14 protein-coding genes are annotated in these 15,548 nt (G+C 73.7%); 3 read left to right on the top strand and 11 right to left on the bottom strand.

What is annotated here, in order from left to right; genetic code table 11:
* Window positions 1-46 precede the first annotated feature (46 nt).
* The gene (locus C5H89_RS10645; protein WP_104107005.1) at window positions 47-670 is read right to left on the bottom strand and encodes a TetR/AcrR family transcriptional regulator; all 624 of its coding nucleotides are present in this window, start codon (window positions 668-670) and stop codon (window positions 47-49) included.
* A 117-nt stretch (window positions 671-787) separates the two neighbouring features.
* Here C5H89_RS10645 and C5H89_RS10640 point away from each other — a divergent pair, with 117 nt between their 5' ends.
* On the top strand, window positions 788-1,780 hold the full coding sequence (locus tag C5H89_RS10640) for a hypothetical protein (RefSeq protein ID WP_104107004.1): 993 nt from the start codon (window positions 788-790) through the stop codon (window positions 1,778-1,780).
* Between the two features lie 28 nt (window positions 1,781-1,808).
* Here C5H89_RS10640 and C5H89_RS10635 read toward each other — a convergent pair whose 3' ends face one another.
* The 10 genes from C5H89_RS10635 to C5H89_RS10590 all read right to left on the bottom strand — a co-directional run bounded on the left by C5H89_RS10635 (window position 1,809) and on the right by C5H89_RS10590 (window position 13,600).
* The gene (locus C5H89_RS10635; RefSeq protein WP_104107003.1) at window positions 1,809-2,861 is read right to left on the bottom strand and encodes a methyltransferase dimerization domain-containing protein; all 1,053 of its coding nucleotides are present in this window, start codon (window positions 2,859-2,861) and stop codon (window positions 1,809-1,811) included.
* A complete protein-coding gene (locus C5H89_RS10630; RefSeq protein ID WP_162799330.1) occupies window positions 2,858-4,438 on the bottom strand; it encodes an NAD(P)/FAD-dependent oxidoreductase in 1,581 nt (526 codons plus the stop codon). Before C5H89_RS10630 ends, C5H89_RS10635 begins: the two co-directional genes overlap by 4 nt.
* On the bottom strand, window positions 4,435-5,859 hold the full coding sequence (locus C5H89_RS10625) for an amidohydrolase family protein (protein WP_104107002.1): 1,425 nt from the start codon (window positions 5,857-5,859) through the stop codon (window positions 4,435-4,437). Before C5H89_RS10625 ends, C5H89_RS10630 begins: the two co-directional genes overlap by 4 nt.
* Window positions 5,856-7,106, bottom strand: coding sequence for an aspartate aminotransferase family protein (locus C5H89_RS10620; RefSeq protein WP_205304979.1), 1,251 nt, complete (start codon window positions 7,104-7,106; stop codon window positions 5,856-5,858). The genes C5H89_RS10625 and C5H89_RS10620 overlap by 4 nt, the downstream gene beginning before the upstream one ends.
* A complete protein-coding gene (locus tag C5H89_RS10615; protein WP_205304978.1) occupies window positions 7,103-8,557 on the bottom strand; it encodes an aldehyde dehydrogenase family protein in 1,455 nt (484 codons plus the stop codon). Before C5H89_RS10615 ends, C5H89_RS10620 begins: the two co-directional genes overlap by 4 nt.
* Entirely contained in the window at window positions 8,554-9,636 is a 1,083-nt protein-coding gene (locus C5H89_RS10610; RefSeq protein ID WP_104107000.1) for a hypothetical protein, read from the bottom strand. The genes C5H89_RS10615 and C5H89_RS10610 overlap by 4 nt, the downstream gene beginning before the upstream one ends.
* Before the next feature lie 78 nt (window positions 9,637-9,714).
* Entirely contained in the window at window positions 9,715-10,866 is a 1,152-nt protein-coding gene (locus C5H89_RS10605) for a hypothetical protein (RefSeq protein WP_114149420.1), read from the bottom strand.
* A gap of 63 nt (window positions 10,867-10,929) precedes the next feature.
* Window positions 10,930-11,742: an ABC transporter permease subunit gene (locus tag C5H89_RS10600; RefSeq protein WP_199286769.1), complete on the bottom strand. Its 813-nt coding sequence runs from the start codon at window positions 11,740-11,742 to the stop codon at window positions 10,930-10,932.
* Entirely contained in the window at window positions 11,739-12,518 is a 780-nt protein-coding gene (locus C5H89_RS10595) for an ABC transporter ATP-binding protein (RefSeq protein ID WP_104106999.1), read from the bottom strand. The genes C5H89_RS10600 and C5H89_RS10595 overlap by 4 nt, the downstream gene beginning before the upstream one ends.
* A gap of 86 nt (window positions 12,519-12,604) precedes the next feature.
* Window positions 12,605-13,600: a YafY family protein gene (locus C5H89_RS10590; protein ID WP_104106998.1), complete on the bottom strand. Its 996-nt coding sequence runs from the start codon at window positions 13,598-13,600 to the stop codon at window positions 12,605-12,607.
* A 62-nt stretch (window positions 13,601-13,662) separates the two neighbouring features.
* On the opposite strand from C5H89_RS10590, the gene C5H89_RS10585 reads away from it, so the two are divergent.
* Both C5H89_RS10585 and C5H89_RS10580 read left to right on the top strand, forming a co-directional pair.
* Window positions 13,663-14,703: an ATP-binding cassette domain-containing protein gene (locus C5H89_RS10585; protein ID WP_104107116.1), complete on the top strand. Its 1,041-nt coding sequence runs from the start codon at window positions 13,663-13,665 to the stop codon at window positions 14,701-14,703.
* The gene (locus C5H89_RS10580; RefSeq protein WP_104106997.1) at window positions 14,700-15,506 is read left to right on the top strand and encodes an ABC transporter permease; all 807 of its coding nucleotides are present in this window, start codon (window positions 14,700-14,702) and stop codon (window positions 15,504-15,506) included. The genes C5H89_RS10585 and C5H89_RS10580 overlap by 4 nt, the downstream gene beginning before the upstream one ends.
* Window positions 15,507-15,548 lie beyond the last annotated feature (42 nt).

Raw genomic sequence — 15,548 nt, 5'->3', positions numbered from 1 at the left:
CACCAGGACCCGACCCACGGCGTGCCCGGGGTCGCTCCTGCTGCCTCTAGACCGTATCCCCGGACCGGGGGGCCGGCTGAGGAGGCGGTCCGGACTCCAGCCACGCAGGCCGCGGTCCGGGCGTCATCCCGGCGAGCATGGTGCTGACGATTCCCGGCACCAGCTCCGGCGCCGCGCGTCGGATCGCCTCGGGGAGGGGGCGGGTGATCAGGCCCACCCAGAGCACCAGCTCGAGCGCCCCCACCTCGTCACGGACCAGTCCCGCCCGCCGGACCGCCACCAGGAGCTCCTCGGTCCGGGCGAGCGTGTCCTCCTGGGCCTGGCGGACAGCCGGGGACAGGTCGTGGGTGAGGTACTCGGTCAGGGCCGCGGAGAGGGCGCCGAGGTCCAGGTCGACGAGCCTGCTGACGTAGCAGCGCCACACCGACGCGGGGTCGGTCACCATCCCCGCCAGGGCCTCGTCCGCCGCCGCGCTCAGGTCCACCAGGATCGCGAGGGCGACCTCGTCGGCCAGCGCGGCCCGCGACTCGAAGTTGCGGTACAGCGTGGCGATCCCGACCCCCGCGGCCTCCGCGACGGCGTCCAGGGCGACCTGGCTGCCCTGGGCCGCGAAGAGCCTCCTGGCGGCTCGGATGAGCTCGGCACGGCGCTTGGCGGCGTCGGATCGCATCTGGGTCCTCCTGTGCTGCCGCCGGTCCGGAGATTTGACGTGACCACTCTAATCGGAGGATTATCTTCCAGATAACCGGAGGGATTATCTCCGCTTGCTCCGACTGCCTGAGGACCCATGACCGCCGAGACCAGCACCCCACGCCGTACCCCTCCGCCGCTGCTGGTCGTCCTCGGCCTGACGGCGGGACTCGCCGCGATCCTGACGCTCCTGCTCGCGGTCTTCATCCTGCCCTCGCTCAAGAGCGGCGCCCACGACCTGCCGGTCGGCGTCGTGGGGGCGCAGGCGATGGTCGCCGAGGTGGAGCAGGACCTGTCCGCCTCCGCACCCGAGGCCTACCGCGTGGAGCACTTCGACTCCGAGCAGGCGCTCGTCGACGCCGTGCGCGCCCGGGAGGTCGTCGGCGGCTTCGTGGTGGACGGCGACGGCGTCCATGCCGTGGTCGCGAGCGCGGGCTCGGCGGCCATCGCCTCGTCCGTCTCCGCCACCGCCACCGCCCTCGGTCTCGCCCTCGACGCCGAGGTGAGCACCAGCGACGTCGTGCCCCTGCCGGACTCCGACCCCACCGGCATCGGCATCGGCGGGCTGGCCTTCCCGCTCGTGTTCGGCGGCATCGTCCCGGTGGTCGCGTTCGGCAAGCTCTTCCCCCGCAGCAACGCCTGGAAGCTGGCCGGTCTCCTGACCTTCTCCGTGGTCGGCGGCCTGGTGGTCTCCGGCGTGCTGCGCTTCTGGTTCGGCAGCATCGAGTCCGGGTTCTGGCCCGTGGCCGGCGCCATGGCCCTGGGCATCGCGGCGCTCGCCTTCCCCCTGACCGGGCTGCAGCAGGCCTTCGGCGGCAAGGGCTTCACGATCGGGGCGATGACCATGATGTTCCTGGGCAACCCGCTCGCCGGCATCGCCACCACCGGCGCCTGGCTGCCCTCGGGCCTGGGCGCCTTCGGGCAGGTCCTCCCACCCGGCGCGGCAGGCACCCTGGTGCGCTCGGCCGCCTACTTCGGTGGCGCGGGCGGGCTGACCGCCGCCCTCACCCTCGGCGCCTGGGTGGTCCTCGGAGTGGTGCTCCACATCTGGGGCACCCTGCGTCAGGCACCGGCACCGGCGCAGCCCTGAGCGCCGGCGCGGACGACCCGGCGCCGCGCTACGGGAGTCGGCGGCGGCCGACGACCACCCCGTGCGGCAACGAGTACGCCGGGTCGACGGCCACGCCGGTCAACCCGGCGTCGGTCATCAGCCCCACCAGCTCGGACAGCCGCCGGGCCCGGCCCGGGGTCTCCACCTCCATCATCAGGTCGAACATCGGGCCGAACGCTCCCGGCGGGTCCCCGGGCAGCTCGAAGACCACCACCCGCCCTCCGGGGGCCACGATCGTGGCGGCCAGCGACAGCACGCGGCGGCAGTCCTCGTCGGTGAGGTCGTGCAGCAGGTGGGAGAGCAGGACCACGTCGTAGCGCGCGCCCAGTGTCGAGGCGGCCTCGGCGGCGAGCAGGTCCACCGGCCGCACCGTGACCAGCTCGGCCACCTCCGCACCCAGTCCCAGCGCCGCGACCCGGTCCGGGAGCTCCTCGGCGCACCACTGGGCGACGAGCGGCAGGTCCGCCACGGTGACCGAGGCCCCGGCCGCGGCGAGCCGCACGGCGTACGCCCCGAGACCGCCGCCGAGGTCGGCCACCCGCATCCCGGGCGAGACCAGCCGGGCCAGGTCGGGGCCGGTCTCGTCGGCCAGCACCAGCAACGCGCGGAGGAACTCGCGGGCCTGAGCCGGGTGGGAGACCAGGCGCGAGGCCCAGGGGTCGAGCCGTGGGGTGCCGGACCGGACCGACTCCTCCAGGTCGAGCCAGGCCCGGGCGAAGAACGCCTCCTTCTCCGCGACCAGGCGCAGGTCACCGCCGTGGGTGAGCCGGGTCGCGACCGGGGTGACGAAGTAGAGGTCGTCGTCGACCTGGAGCAGGTGCAGGCCCACCAGGGCGTCCAGCAGCGCGCGGGTGGCCAGCGGGTCCAGCTCGAGGAGGGTCGAGACCTCCTCGGTCAGCCGGGGACCCTGGACCAGGAGGTCGAAGACCCCCAGCCGCGCGGCGGCGGTCAGGGTGGCTGCGCCCTGGTAGCCGGTCATCAGGTCGATCACGTCGAAGACACCGAGCTGGCCGTCGGCGGCCGGGGTCGGGGTCGGGGCGGCTGGTGGGAGAACAGTCATCGCAGGGTTCCTTTGCGCATCGAGCGGTAGGCGGACAGGCCGCGGGCGAGTCCGCGGGCCTCGGCCGAGAGGCGGTTGACCGCGCCGGTACGCCGGCCCGGCCCGGCGGAGAGGACGCTCGCGGCCGCCGCCAGGCCGGAGGCGCCGCTGAGGCCGCCGCCGGGGTTCTGGCCGGCGCCGGTGAGGTGGAGCCAGCCGAGCTCGGTGGACAGGTCGGCGTGGCCCGGCGGGCGCCAGCCGAGCAGCTGGTCGATGGTGTTGTCCAGGTGGTTGGGGTTGCCGTCGCCGGCGAGCCGCTCCCCCCAGGTGGCGGGTCCGCTGACCACCACGTCGACCAGGTGGGTGCGCAGGTCGACCCCGAGAATGCGGGCCACGGAGTCGATGACGTGGTCGGCGGCGGCGCGCTCGGCGACCGGCGTCCAGGGGCCGTCGGCCCGGTGCAGCGGCACGATGGAGGAGAGCCAGACCGCTCCCCCGGCGACGTCCGGGGGCTGGGCGACCTGGCCCACCATCGACCAGGGCGAGGACGGCAGCCGGCCGGCGACCACCTCGCCGAACCCGCGGCGCAGGTCCTCGAGCCGGTCGGCGGCGAACCAGACCGCCGCCGGGTCGACCGCCATCGCGGGCAGGTCGGGCGGGGTGGAGTAGACCAGCGAGACGGTGAGCTCGCAGATGTTGAAGTGGCCGCTGTGCAGCCCCACGGCCGAGCGCTGCATCCGGGGCGCCGCTGCGCCCAGCAGCGCCGAGGTGCGGGGCAGGTCGACCGAGGAGACGACCACGTCGAAGTCCAGCTGCTCGCCCGAGGCCAGGGTCACGATCCCGCCGCCTGCTGCGGCGGGCGCCAGCGCGGTCACCAGCGCGCCGGTGCGCACCCGGCCACCGGCCGCCGCCAGCGCGGCCCCGAGCGCGGCCGGCAGCGCCCCCGACCCGCCGACCGGGCGGCAGGAGGTGTGGCCGTGCCCGCTGGGCAGGACCAGCGCCATCATCCCCGAGCCGGGTGCCCACACCGGCACCTGGGAGTGGGAGGCGTAGAGGCCCAGGGCGGTCACCAGGTGGGGGTCCTCGAAGGTGGCGGACAGCAGCGTCTCGGCCGGCATCAGCAGGGAGCGGAAGAGGTCGTCGCCGCCACGCAGGCCGGCCAGCGCCGCGGCCACCTCGGTCAGCGTCGGCGGCGCCGGGAAGGCGTCGAGCATCCCGAACAGCGACCTGGCCCGCTCCACCAGCGCCCGGTACGCCGGCCCGTCCGCGCCGAGCTCCGCGGCGGTGCGGTCCACGTCGGACCAGAAGAGCCGGCGCTCGCCGTCACCGAACACGAAGCCGGCCAGCAGCGGGTGGTCGACGTACTCCAGGCCGTGCTCGGCGAGCCGCAGGGCGTCGGCCACCTCGCGCACCCCGCCGTGCTCCCAGGCTCCCCGCTCCAGCAGCACCCCGGTGGCGTGCCGCTGGGTCCACAGGCAGCCGCCGACCTCGTCGGCCTGCTCCAGCACGGTGACGTCCAGACCTGCCCGGGCCAGGGTGACGGCGGTGACGAGGGCGTTGTGCCCGCCCCCGACGATCCCCGCGGTACGGCGGGTCACCCGATCACCGAGTGCCCCGCGGCCACCAGTCCCGAGTCGTGGGCGAGCCGGGCGGCGAGCGGACGGCACCGCTCGATCTGCGCGGCCTCGTCGACGGAGACGCAGGCATGGTCGAGGACCACCTGCACGCCGTCGACCCAGACGTCGCGGACCGCCCGCGGCGAGGCGCCGTAGACCAGCTGGGAGACCGGGTCGTGCAGCACCGCCGTCTCCACGGTGTCCTGGAGCAGCACCAGGTCGGCGCGCTTGCCGGGCTCCAGGGAGCCGACCAGGTGGTCCAGGCCCAGGGCGCGGGCGCCGTCGATGGTGGCCATCGTCAGCACGTCGAGGGCATCGACGACCAGCGGGTCGAGGTGGTGCACCTTCTGCAGCAGCGCTGCCATCTTGAGCGCCTGGAGCATGTCCTGCCCGTCGTTGGAGGCGGCACCGTCGGTGCCGATGCCGACGGTCACGCCGGCGGCACGCAGCCGCGGCACCGGGCAGACCCCGGAGCCGAGGATCATGTTGGCCACCGGGCTGTGCGCGATCGCCACGTCGTGGCGCGCCAGCGAGGCGACGTCGGCCTCGGTCAGCCAGACCCCGTGCCCGGCGATGAGCGGCCGCTCGAACAGCCCCAGACGCTCCGCGTGCTCCACCGTGCGGTGCCCCCACCGGGAACGGGCGGCGGTGAGCTCCTCGCGCACCTCGGCCAGGTGGGTGTGCACGCCCCAGCCGTGCTGCCGGCAGAGGTCGACGCCGGCGGCCAGCAGCTCGTCCGTCTGGCCCAGCAGGGTGCCGACGCCGTACCTGAACTCCAGCAGCGGGGCGCCGGCGACCTGGGTGGCCAGGGCCACCTGCTCGGCCAGCACGTCGGCGACCACCGCGGCGGCGGCCTCGCTGCCGGGCTCGGCGAGGCCCACGTCCTCGGCGCCGAAGGAGACCACCCCGCGCAGCCCGGCCCGGGTCAGCCCGTCGACCACGCCCAGGCTGGCCCGGGAGCCCACGTGGTTGTGGCAGAACATGTCGTTGACGCAGGTGACGCCCGACATGAGCATCTCGACCGCCTTGAGGGCGGTGCCCTCGGCGGCGTCCTCCCGGGTCAGCACCGCCCCGACGGGCCCGACGATCCCCTCGCCCCACTCGAAGAGCGAGAGCTCCGAGCCCATCCCGGTGGCCAGCCCTTCGGAGAGGTGGGTGTGGGTGGAGACCAGGCCGGGGATGACCAGGCCGGTGCCGTCGCCGTGCACCGGCAGCGCGGGGTGGGCGGCGACCAGGCGCGCGGCGTCGTCGACCGCGACGATCTCCCCGTCGCGCACGTGCACCCCAGCGTCGGCGAGCACGCCGTCCAGGTGCACCCCCGGCGTACGGTCCCGCTCGCCGGGGCCGGGCAGCCCGGCCATGGTCAGCACGTAGCGACCGCGCACCAGGAACTCGGTGCTCATGCCGCCGTGCCCTCCTGGGCCGCGACGGCGGCCAGCACGGTGCGCAGGGCGGCGACGAACTGGTCGACCTCGGCCACGCTGATCACCAGCGGCGGCATGATCCGGATGGTCCCGGACTGGTTGAGCACCGAGCCGACCAGCACCCCGAGCTCCTGGAGCCGGCGCACCACCGGGTTGGCGTCCACGGAGAGCTCGATGGCGTTCCACAGCCCCTTGCCGCGGACGTCGACGACGAGGCCGCCGAAGTCGGCGGCGAGGCCGCGCAGCGCACCGCGCAGGTGCTCACCGACGGAGTCGACGTGGTCGAGGAGGCCGTCAGCGATGATGTCGAAGGCCGCGATCCCGGCGGCGCACGCCACGGGGTTGCCGCCCATCGTGGTCAGGTGGGACAGCGGCGGGTCGGTGAAGGTGTCGAAGACCTCCGAGCGGGCCAGCACCGCACCCAGCGGCAGCCCGCCGCCGACCGCCTTGGCGGTGGTGATGATGTCGGGCAGCACCCCCCAGTGCTGGTGGGCGAACCACTGGCCGGAACGGCCCATGCCGCCCTGCACCTCGTCGATGATGAGCATGGCTCCGGCCTCGTCGCACAGCCGGCGCAGACCGGGCAGGAAGTCGTCCGAGGGCACCCGGATGCCGCCCTCGCCCTGGATCGGCTCCACGATCACCGCGGCAGTGCGCTCGTCGATCACCGCCGCGGCGGCGGCCAGGTCGTCGTACGGCGCGAAGGCGACCTCCTCGAGCAGCGGCTCGAAGGGCTTGCGCCACTCCTCGCGCCAGCTCACCGACAGCGCCCCCAGGGTGCGGCCGTGGTAGCTGCGCTCGAACGCGACGAACTTGGGTCGCCCGGTGTGCTTGCGCGCCAGCTTGAGCGCGCACTCGGTGGACTCGGCGCCCGAGGAGGTCAGGTAGGCCATGTCGAGCCCGCCGGCGACCGAGACCAGCCGTTCCACCATCTCGACCTGCTCGGGGACCACGAACCGGCCGTAGACGTTGACGTGGGAGTAGCGCGCGGCCTGGGCGGTGATCGCGGCCACCACGGCGGGGTGGCAGTGGCCGACGTTGGCGACGCCGATGCCCGACGTCATGTCGAGGTAGGAGCGGCCGTCGGTGGTGGTGACCCAGCAGCCCGACGCGCTGCCCACCACGAACTCCTTGCGGCCCGGCACGGTCTGGGACAGGTGAGCCACGAAGCGGTCGCGGTAGGAGTCCGCCTCGCCTTCGGTCATCGTGGGGGCGGGGCCGATCACGGGGTTCCTCCGGTGCTCAGGGTCGCGGGCACCGGGACGGTGCCCGCCGGGCGTACGCCGCGCAGCGCGATGAACCTGGTGCGGGTCAGCTCCGAGAGCGTCCAGCCCAGGCCCTCGCGGCCGGCTCCGGCCAGGTCGACGCCGCCGAACGGCACGATCGGCGGCCGGTAGTTGTTGGTGCCGTTGACCACCACTCCCCCGAAGTCCAGCCGTCCCGCCATCGCCAGCGCGGTGGGCAGGTCGGCGGAGAAGACGGCGGCGGTGAGCCGCAGCCGGGTGTCGTTGGCCAGCGCGAGGGCCTGCTCGTCGTCGTCGACGACGGCGACCGGGAAGACCGGGCCGAAGATCTCGTCGTCGTGCAGCACCGCCGCCTGGTGCGGTACGTCGGCCAGCACGGTGGGCGCGAAGAAGGCGCCGTCGGGCGCCGTCCCGAGCACCCGCCGGGCCCCGGCGTCGACCGCCCACTGCACCTGGGCCTCGACCCGGGCCGCGGAGGCGGCGTCGATCAGCGGGCCGAGCAGCGCACCGTCGGCGAGCGGGTCGGTCGGGGTCACCGGGGCCAGCGCCGCGACCAGTCGCTCGGTGAGCTCGGCGGCGACCGAGCGGTGCACGATCAGCCGCTTGGTGGCCGCGCACGCCTGGCCGTTCATCAGCAGCCGGCCGCGCAGCGACTCCGAGACCACGTGCTCCAGGTCGGCGTCGGCGCGCACGATGGCGGCACCGTTGCCGCCGAGCTCGAAGTGCAGCGGGCGCAGCAGCGGTGCCGTCGCCGCGGCCACCGCCTGGCCCGCGCCCACCGACCCGGTCAGGGAGACCGCGTCCACCCCGGGAGCGCTGCACAGCGCCGCGGAGGCCGGCACGTCGGCGTACACCTGCTGGACCACCCCGGCCGGCAGGTGCCGGGCCAGGACGTCGAGGACGGTCCCGGTGGCCAGCGGGTTCTGCGGCGGCAGCTTGACCAGCACCACGTTGCCGACCGCGAGCGCCGCGGCGGCCTTCTCCATGGTCAGCTCGATGGGGAAGTTGAACGGGATGACCGCGACCACCACGCCGAGCGGCACCCGCTCGACGAGGGTGATGTCCCGCTCCCCGCCGGGCAGGCTGCCGGTGGGAGCGAGCTCGCCGGCGGCCATCCGGCCCAGCTCGGCGTTGCGACGAAGCAGCGCGACCGCGCCGCGGACCTCGTGCAGGGCCTGCGGGGCGATCTTGCCGGACTCCCGGGCGTGCCGGACGGCGAGCTCCTCCACCATCGTGGCCAGCTCGTCGGCGGCGGCGAGGAGCAGGTCGGCCCGGGCGTGCGGAGCCGCGGCTGCCCAGTCGGGCAGCGCCCGGCGGGCGGCGCCCACCACCTCGGGGACCTCCTCGACCGTCAGCGCGGTGACCTCCCCGAGCAGCGCGCCGTCGGCCGGGGCCCGGACCTGGCGCACGTCACCGGCCACCATGGTGCTCATGCGGCACCGGGCTCGGCGGCCGTGGCGGCCACGAGCCGGTCCAGGCGCTCCACCAGCACCGCGGTGAGCTCGGGCAGGCCGAGGGGGGTGTCGTGGCCGTCGCCGCGGGCGTAGACGGCCCGCACCGAGCCCGGTCCGCTGGCCCGGCCCTCGGCGGCCAGCCGGGTCGCGAGCTGCTCGCGGGCCACCCCCTGCTGGTCCTTGGTGGGCAGGATCTCCACCGCACCGGGCAGCGCGTCGAGCACCCCGCGCAGCGCCATCGCCCGTCCGTCGAGCCCCTTGCGGGTCGACGGGATGGAGTCGGTACGCCGGGTGGCGGCGTCGGCGAGGAAGCTGCGGTGGGTCAGTCCTGGCGCGACCCAGGAGACGATCGTCCGGTAGTGCGGTGACAGCCGGCCCAGCGCCGCGCTCAGCGTGTCAGCCATCGCGTTGTGCATCTGGACGTAGGCGCTGCGCTCGGCCGGGCCCCAGGCCCAGGTGCCGTCGGCTCGCTGGGTCGCGGTGCAGTCGGGACGCTCGGGAGAGACCGAGGTGCCGCGGGCCTCGAAGAGCCCGGGGTCGTCGTAGGAGGTGGCAGGCGACTGCTCCCCGTCGACGTACATGGTCAGCTCGTAGGGCACCAGGGCGAGCGGCTCGGAGATCACGAACCGGTCCAGGACGACCCCGTCCCGCTCCAGCGGCGCGGTGTTGAGCACGTCGGGGTCCTCACCGGGGTCCAGCACCGAGAGCAGTGCGGCCGGGCCGTCGTACCCGCGGACCGGACGCCAGCCGGCGGCCAGCAGAGCCCCGTTGATGCCGCGGTGCTCCCGGCTGGTGACGTAGGGCTTGTACTTGGTGCAGGGCACCAGCAGGGCCAGTCGGGTTCCGGAGCCGGCGGTGGGGACCGGGGCGGGGGTCCACTCGTCGCGCACCCGCTCGGTCAGGGCTCGGACCCGCGGGTGCTCGAGCGCCTCGACGTTGCTCTGCGGGGAGTAGAAGCGCATGGAGTCGTCGAGCACGAACGGCGCGCGGATCTTGCGACGCGATGAGGTCAGCCGTGCGTCGGGGTGCAGGTCGGAGGGGGGCAGGTCAGTGGTCATCGAGGTACTCCTGGCAGCGCGGATCCGACGGGTGCGGATCGGGTACGGATCGGGGTGCGGATCGGGGTCCGGGCTGGGTCAGACGAGCGAGATCGAGGGGTCGATGAACTCGTTGGTGAACATGTCCTCGGGGCTCAGCCCCTCGAGGTCGGCACCGGCGTGCTCCTCCACGATGTCCATCAGGGTCTGCACGCGGTCGGCCTCGAACGAGCCGATCGCCCCGTCGGCGCCGTTGGCGACGATGCCGAGCTCCAGTCCCTTGTCGTGGGCGTACTCGGCGCCCTCGGGGGTGTAGACCCAGCCGGTGTCGTAGGCCTCGACCAGCTCGACGATGACCTCGTTGGTGGCGGTCGGGTCCTCGGCGTAGTCCACGTGCGCCTGCTGCATGATGGGCACCAGCGCCTTCAGGCAGTCGGCCTGCGCCTCCACGTCGGCGGTGCGCACCGAGATGGCCTGGAAGTACTCCGGGTAGCCGTTGTCCGCGACCAGGTCGCCGACGACGGGGCGACCCCACTCGGCGATCTCCTCCTCGTACATGAACGGCTCGGCGGTGATGAACCCGACCTCGGCGTCCTTGCCCTTGGCGGCCACGAACGTGGCGGGCTTGGGGGCGTCGCTGCGGTCCAGCTTGGACTTGTCCAGCACGCCCTCGGCGACCAGGTAGTCGATCCAGGTCTCCGGCAGGCTGCCGACGTGGATGGTGGCGCCGGTCGCCTTGAGGTCGCCCATGGTCTTGACGTCGGGGTAGGTCTGGGCGTCCCAGTAGACGGCGTACGGGCTCTTCTCCATCGACGCCATCACCGCGGTCACCGGGGTGTCCTGCTGGGCGATCAGCTGGTCGCCGACCCGGCCGTAGCCGAGCAGGATGTCGCGGTCCTGGTAGAGCAGGGACTGGGCCGACTGGAAGCCGACGCTGTTGCCGCCGATGCGGATCTCCAGCGCCACCCCGGTGTCCTCCCCGCCGGCGACCAGCGGACCGGTGACCGACTTGGCGTCGGTGTCGATCTCGTAGCCCTCGCCGAGCATCTCGTAGACGCCGCCGTGCTCGGCCTCGGGCTCCCAGTCGGACTGGAAGACCACGGTGTCGGGGCAGACGCCGGAGAGCGCGCCGTCGCCCGAGCCGGCTGCGGCGGGCTCGTCGTCGGAGCCGCAGGCGGTCAGCGCCAGGCACCCCAGCAGCAGCGTCGAGGCGAGGGCAGTGGAGCGGGCGGGAAGCGATCGAGCAGACATGGATGTCCCTTCGGGGTGGGCGAGCGGGGTGGGGCGGGTCCGAGAAGAGGGGCAGGACGCGCGTCAGCGCGCACCCCAGGCCGGCGACCAGCGGCCGACCAACCGGCGCCCGAGCGCGCCGAAGATCCAGAAGACGACCAGCCCGAGCAGGCAGGTGACCATCACGGTGGCCAGCAGCTCCGCGGACTGCAGCCGCGAGCTGTAGCGCTGCATCAGCAGGCCCAGACCGATCGCGCCGCGGCCGAAGAACAGGTCGCCGACGGTGGCGCCGACCACCGACAGGCCAGCCGCCACCTGCAGACCGACGAAGACGTCGGGCAGCGCCGCGGGCACTTGCAGCTTGATCAGCCGGGTGAAGCCGGAGGCACCCGAGAGGGTGAACAGGTCGTGCAGGCCGCGGTCCGCGCTCAGCAGGCCCTGGAGCGGGTTGATGATGAGCGGGAACAGGGAGATGATCACGCAGATCAGCACCCGGGCGAACATCTCGTAGCCGAACCAGAAGCCGACCAGCGGCACGATGGCCAGGATCGGCACGGTCTGCAGGAACACCGCGTACGGGTAGACCGAGCGCTCGATCCAGCGGGCCTTGGCCATCGCGACGGCGAGCACGACGCCGATGGCCAGCGAGACCGCCAGACCGACCAGGGCCGTCTTGGTGGTCACCCACAGGGCGTCGAGCACGTCGGCCCGGACCTCCTCGACCATCAGGGCGTCGGTGAACAGCTCGTGCGGCGGCGGCAGCAGGAACTTCTCGGTCTCCTCCAGCACCTGGTAGCTCATCAGGTACCAGACCCCGAGCGCTGCCAGCAGCACCAGCAGCGGGGGTACGACGACCACGGCCAGCGAGCGGACCCGGCCCGAGGCGCGGGCGATCACGACGCCGCCTCGAGGGCCTTGGCGACGCGGCCGGCGAGCTCGGCGAACTGCGGGGTGTAGCGCAGGTCCAGGCTCCGGGGGAAGTCGAAGGGCACGTCGAACTCCTCGGTGATCCGCCCAGGGCGGGCGGACATGACGACCACCCGGGTGGAGAGGAAGACCGCCTCCTCGACCGAGTGGGTGACGAACAGCCCGGCGAAGTTGTGCTCGCGGAAGAGGTCCAGCAGCACCAGGTTGAGGCGGCCGCGGGTGATCTCGTCCAGCGCCCCGAACGGCTCGTCGAAGAGGAAGACCTCCGGGTTGAGCACCAGGGACCGGGCCAGCGAGGCGCGCATCTTCATGCCGCCGGAGAGCTGGTGCGGGAGGTGGTCGGCGAAGTCGCTGAGCCCGACCGTGGCCAGCGCCTCGTCCACCAGCGCGGCGGTGCCGGCGCGGCTCAGGCCGCTGAGCTCGGCGAGCAGCCCGATGTTGCGCCGCACGGTGCGCCAGGGCATCAGGGTGGCGTCCTGGAAGACGTAGCCGACGGAGTCGGTGGTGAACTCGACCGCGCCGACCGTCGGCTGGTCGAGCTGGGAGGCCAGCCGCAGCAGCGTCGACTTGCCGCAGCCCGAGGGCCCGATCAGGGAGACCAGCTCGCCGCGGCGCACGGTCAGGTCGGTGGGAGCGAGGGCCTCCACGGCGCCGAAGGAGCGACCGACGCCACGGAACTCCACCAGCGGCCGGGGCCGGGTGTGGGCCCACGAGTGGCCGGCGGACTGTCCCACGGTGTCGTGCATGGCGTCGGCCTCCTGGGTGCTCGCCGGTTCGGATGACCGGGAGCCTAGGAGCCGAAATCGGCCGTACCGCCTCACGTAACGACCTATTAACGGCCTTCCGGGGAAGTTCTCGGCGCTGTTACACAAGGTGGGTCAGGGGGACAGCGGCCGAATCTGGCGGCGACCTCCGCGACCGCCGTGATGAGCTCGGGCGGCGACTCCACGGTGAAGTCGGCGCCGCACTCCCCCAGCACCATCAGCGGCCAGCCGAGCGAGTCGGTGTTCATCTCCAGCAGGCAGCCGCCCTCGACCGCGCTCACCTCGGCCCAGTGGCCGGCCAGGGCCACCAGCTGCTCCGGTGCGGCGGCGACGCGCACCCGGACGGCGTACCGCTGCGGGCGGCGGCGGATCCCGGCCTGGACGAAGGAGAGCGCGTCCGCGGCGGGCAGCTCCCGGGGCCGGAACCGGGGTCCACCCGGCACCGGCGCGGCGATCCGGTCGAGCCGGAAGCTGCGCCAGTCCAGCCGGTCGCGGTCGTAGGCCACCAGGTACCACCGACGTCCGAGCGAGACCATCTTGAGCGGCTCCACCCGGCGGTGCGTGGTCTCGGCGCCGACCGCGGAGTAGTCGAAGGTGACCGGCTCCTGGTCGCGGCAGGCCTGAGCCAGGGTGGTGAGCACCCCGGCGTCGACCACCGGCCCGCCCGCCCACGGCCCCGGCGTCTCGGTCTCCGAGGCCACGGCGTCCAGCTGACGGCGCAGCCGCGGCGGCATCAGCGCGATCACCTTGGCCAGCGCCTGCACCGAGAAGTCCTGGATGCCGCCCACGGACGCCGCGGCCGCCGACCGCAGCCCCACCGCGACGGCCACCGCCTCCTCGTCCTCCAGCAGCAGCGGGGGCAGCGAGCCGCCGGCCCGGAGCTGGTAGCCGCCGGCGACACCGCGGACCGCGTCCACCTGGTAGCCCAGGTCCCGAAGCCGCTCGATGTCGCGGCGCAGCGTGCGCGGGCTGACCTCCAGGCGCTGCGACAGCTCCCCACCGGGCCAGTAGCGGTGGGTCTGCAGCAGGGACAGCAGCCGCAGCATCCGGGCACTCGTGCTCATGTCCCCAGACTAGATTCGATTGAGGTCACAACCTGACCGCATGAGTTCCTAGCGTGGGCGTCATGACCACTTCGACCCACACCCAGACGTCCCGCGGGCCGGCGATCGTGACCCGCGGGCTCACCCGCCACTTCGCCTCCCGCTCAACCAAGAGGAAGCAGCCGATCGAAGCCGTCCGCGGCCTCGACCTCGAGATCGGCCAGGGCGAGCTCGTCGCCTTCCTGGGCCCCAACGGGGCCGGCAAGTCGACCACCCTGCGGATGCTCACCACGTTGATCCCGCCCACCTCCGGAAGCGCCTCGGTGGCCGGCCACGACGTGGTCGGCGGCCAGCGCGAGGTACGCCGCGCCATCGGGTACGTCGGCCAGGGCAACGGGGCCGGCCACCGGCAGCGCGGCCGCGACGAGCTGCTCAGCCAGGGCCGGGCCCACGGGCTCTCCCGCTCCGAGGCCCGCCGCCGGGCCGACGAGCTGGTCGCCGAGCTCGACCTGGAGGCCGTGGTGGACCGCAACGTCTCCACCCTCTCGGGCGGCCAGCGGCGCCGCCTCGACATCGCCATGGGCCTGGTGCACCTGCCCCGGGTGCTCTTCCTCGACGAGCCCTCCACCGGCCTGGACCCGCAGAACCGGGCCAACCTGGCCGCGATCGTGCAGCGGCTGCACGCCGAGACCGGCAGCACGATCGTGCTCACCACCCACTACCTCGAGGAGGCCGACGCGATCGCGGACCGGGTGATCGTCATCGACCACGGCCTGGTGATCGCCGACGACACCGCCACCCGGCTCAAGTCCGGGCTGGGCGACCTGGTCCGGCTGGGATTCGCCACCTCCGACGCCGCGGCCACGGCCGCCGCCCGGGCCAGCCGAATCGCGGGCTCCCGGGTCGAGCACACCTCGAGCGAGGTCACCCTGCGGGTGGCCGGGGGTGCGGAGCTGGTCCCGGAGCTCGTGGTCGACCTGTTCGGCGACCACGTACCGGTGACCCGGGTCGAGGTGGTCCGGCCCACCCTCGACGACGTCTTCCTGGACCTGACGGGCCGAAGCCTGCGCGAGGCGCACGACGCACCGACCGAGACCGACGACAAGACCGAGGTGGCGGCATGAGCACGATGACGACCGAGACCCAGAGCGGGACCGGGCTGCAGGCGGCGGACACCCCCCGCGGCAGCTTCCTCGCCGACACCCTGAACGTGATGAACCGCGAGCTCAAGCCGGTCTGGCGCGAGCCGATGGCCGTCGTCTTCGCGATGATCCAGCCGCTGGTCTTCCTGGGGCTGTTCGCCCCGCTGCTGCCGGACCTGGCGACCGGGTCGGCGCTGCAGTGGTTCGTGCCGGGCATCGTCACCATGACCTGCCTGATGGGCGGCTCCTTCACCGGGGCCAACCTGATGGAGGAGATGCAGACCGGCTCGCACGAGCGGCAGCTCGTCTCGCCGCTGCGCCGCCCGGCGCTGCTGGTCGGCCGGGCCCTCAAGGAGGTGGTACCGATGCTGATGCAGACCGCGATCATCCTGGCGGTGGTCACGCCGTTCAGCTTCGACCTGCACCTGGGCGGCGTGCTCGTCGGCGTGCTGGTGCTCGCGCTGTTCAGCGTGGGCGTCGGCGCGCTGTCGTTCGCGCTGGCGCTGGCCTCGAAGGGACAGGACTGGATGTTCTGGACCGTCCAGCAGACGCTGCTGTTCCCGGTGCTGCTGCTGGCCGGGGTGCTGCTGCCGATCGACGACGCCCCGCGCTGGCTGCAGGTCGCCTCCGACCTCAACCCGATGACGTACGTCGTGGAGGCGGTGCGCGTGCTCTTCGCCGGACAGTGGCCGGTCGACACCATCGCCGCCGGGTTCGCCGGCGCCGGGGTGGTGGCCGTCCTGGGGCTGGTGGTCGGCGTGCGGGCGATGCGCCGCTCCAGCTGAACGCCCGCACCCGTGAACCTCACGCACGACTCCATGCGCCGA

This window comes from Nocardioides sp. 616 (assembly GCF_002930065.1).
GTDB classification, from domain to species: Bacteria; Actinomycetota; Actinomycetes; order Propionibacteriales; family Nocardioidaceae; genus Nocardioides; species Nocardioides houyundeii.
The sequence above is the reverse complement of the archived record's forward strand: the minus strand, read 5'-3'. Positions and strand labels throughout refer to the sequence as shown.

Coding starts and splice junctions, on each gene's coding strand:
- C5H89_RS10615 (WP_205304978.1), bottom strand. CDS start 8,557: ATGAGCACCATGGTGGCCGGTGACGTGCGCCAGGTCCGGGCCCCGGCC.
- C5H89_RS10610 (WP_104107000.1), bottom strand. CDS start 9,636: ATGACCACTGACCTGCCCCCCTCCGACCTGCACCCCGACGCACGGCTG.
- C5H89_RS10590 (WP_104106998.1), bottom strand. CDS start 13,600: ATGAGCACGAGTGCCCGGATGCTGCGGCTGCTGTCCCTGCTGCAGACC.
- C5H89_RS10640 (WP_104107004.1), top strand. CDS start 788: ATGACCGCCGAGACCAGCACCCCACGCCGTACCCCTCCGCCGCTGCTG.
- C5H89_RS10645 (WP_104107005.1), bottom strand. CDS start 670: ATGCGATCCGACGCCGCCAAGCGCCGTGCCGAGCTCATCCGAGCCGCC.
- C5H89_RS10635 (WP_104107003.1), bottom strand. CDS start 2,861: ATGACTGTTCTCCCACCAGCCGCCCCGACCCCGACCCCGGCCGCCGAC.
- C5H89_RS10580 (WP_104106997.1), top strand. CDS start 14,700: ATGAGCACGATGACGACCGAGACCCAGAGCGGGACCGGGCTGCAGGCG.
- C5H89_RS10595 (WP_104106999.1), bottom strand. CDS start 12,518: ATGCACGACACCGTGGGACAGTCCGCCGGCCACTCGTGGGCCCACACC.
- C5H89_RS10605 (WP_114149420.1), bottom strand. CDS start 10,866: ATGTCTGCTCGATCGCTTCCCGCCCGCTCCACTGCCCTCGCCTCGACG.
- C5H89_RS10625 (WP_104107002.1), bottom strand. CDS start 5,859: ATGAGCACCGAGTTCCTGGTGCGCGGTCGCTACGTGCTGACCATGGCC.
- C5H89_RS10585 (WP_104107116.1), top strand. CDS start 13,663: ATGACCACTTCGACCCACACCCAGACGTCCCGCGGGCCGGCGATCGTG.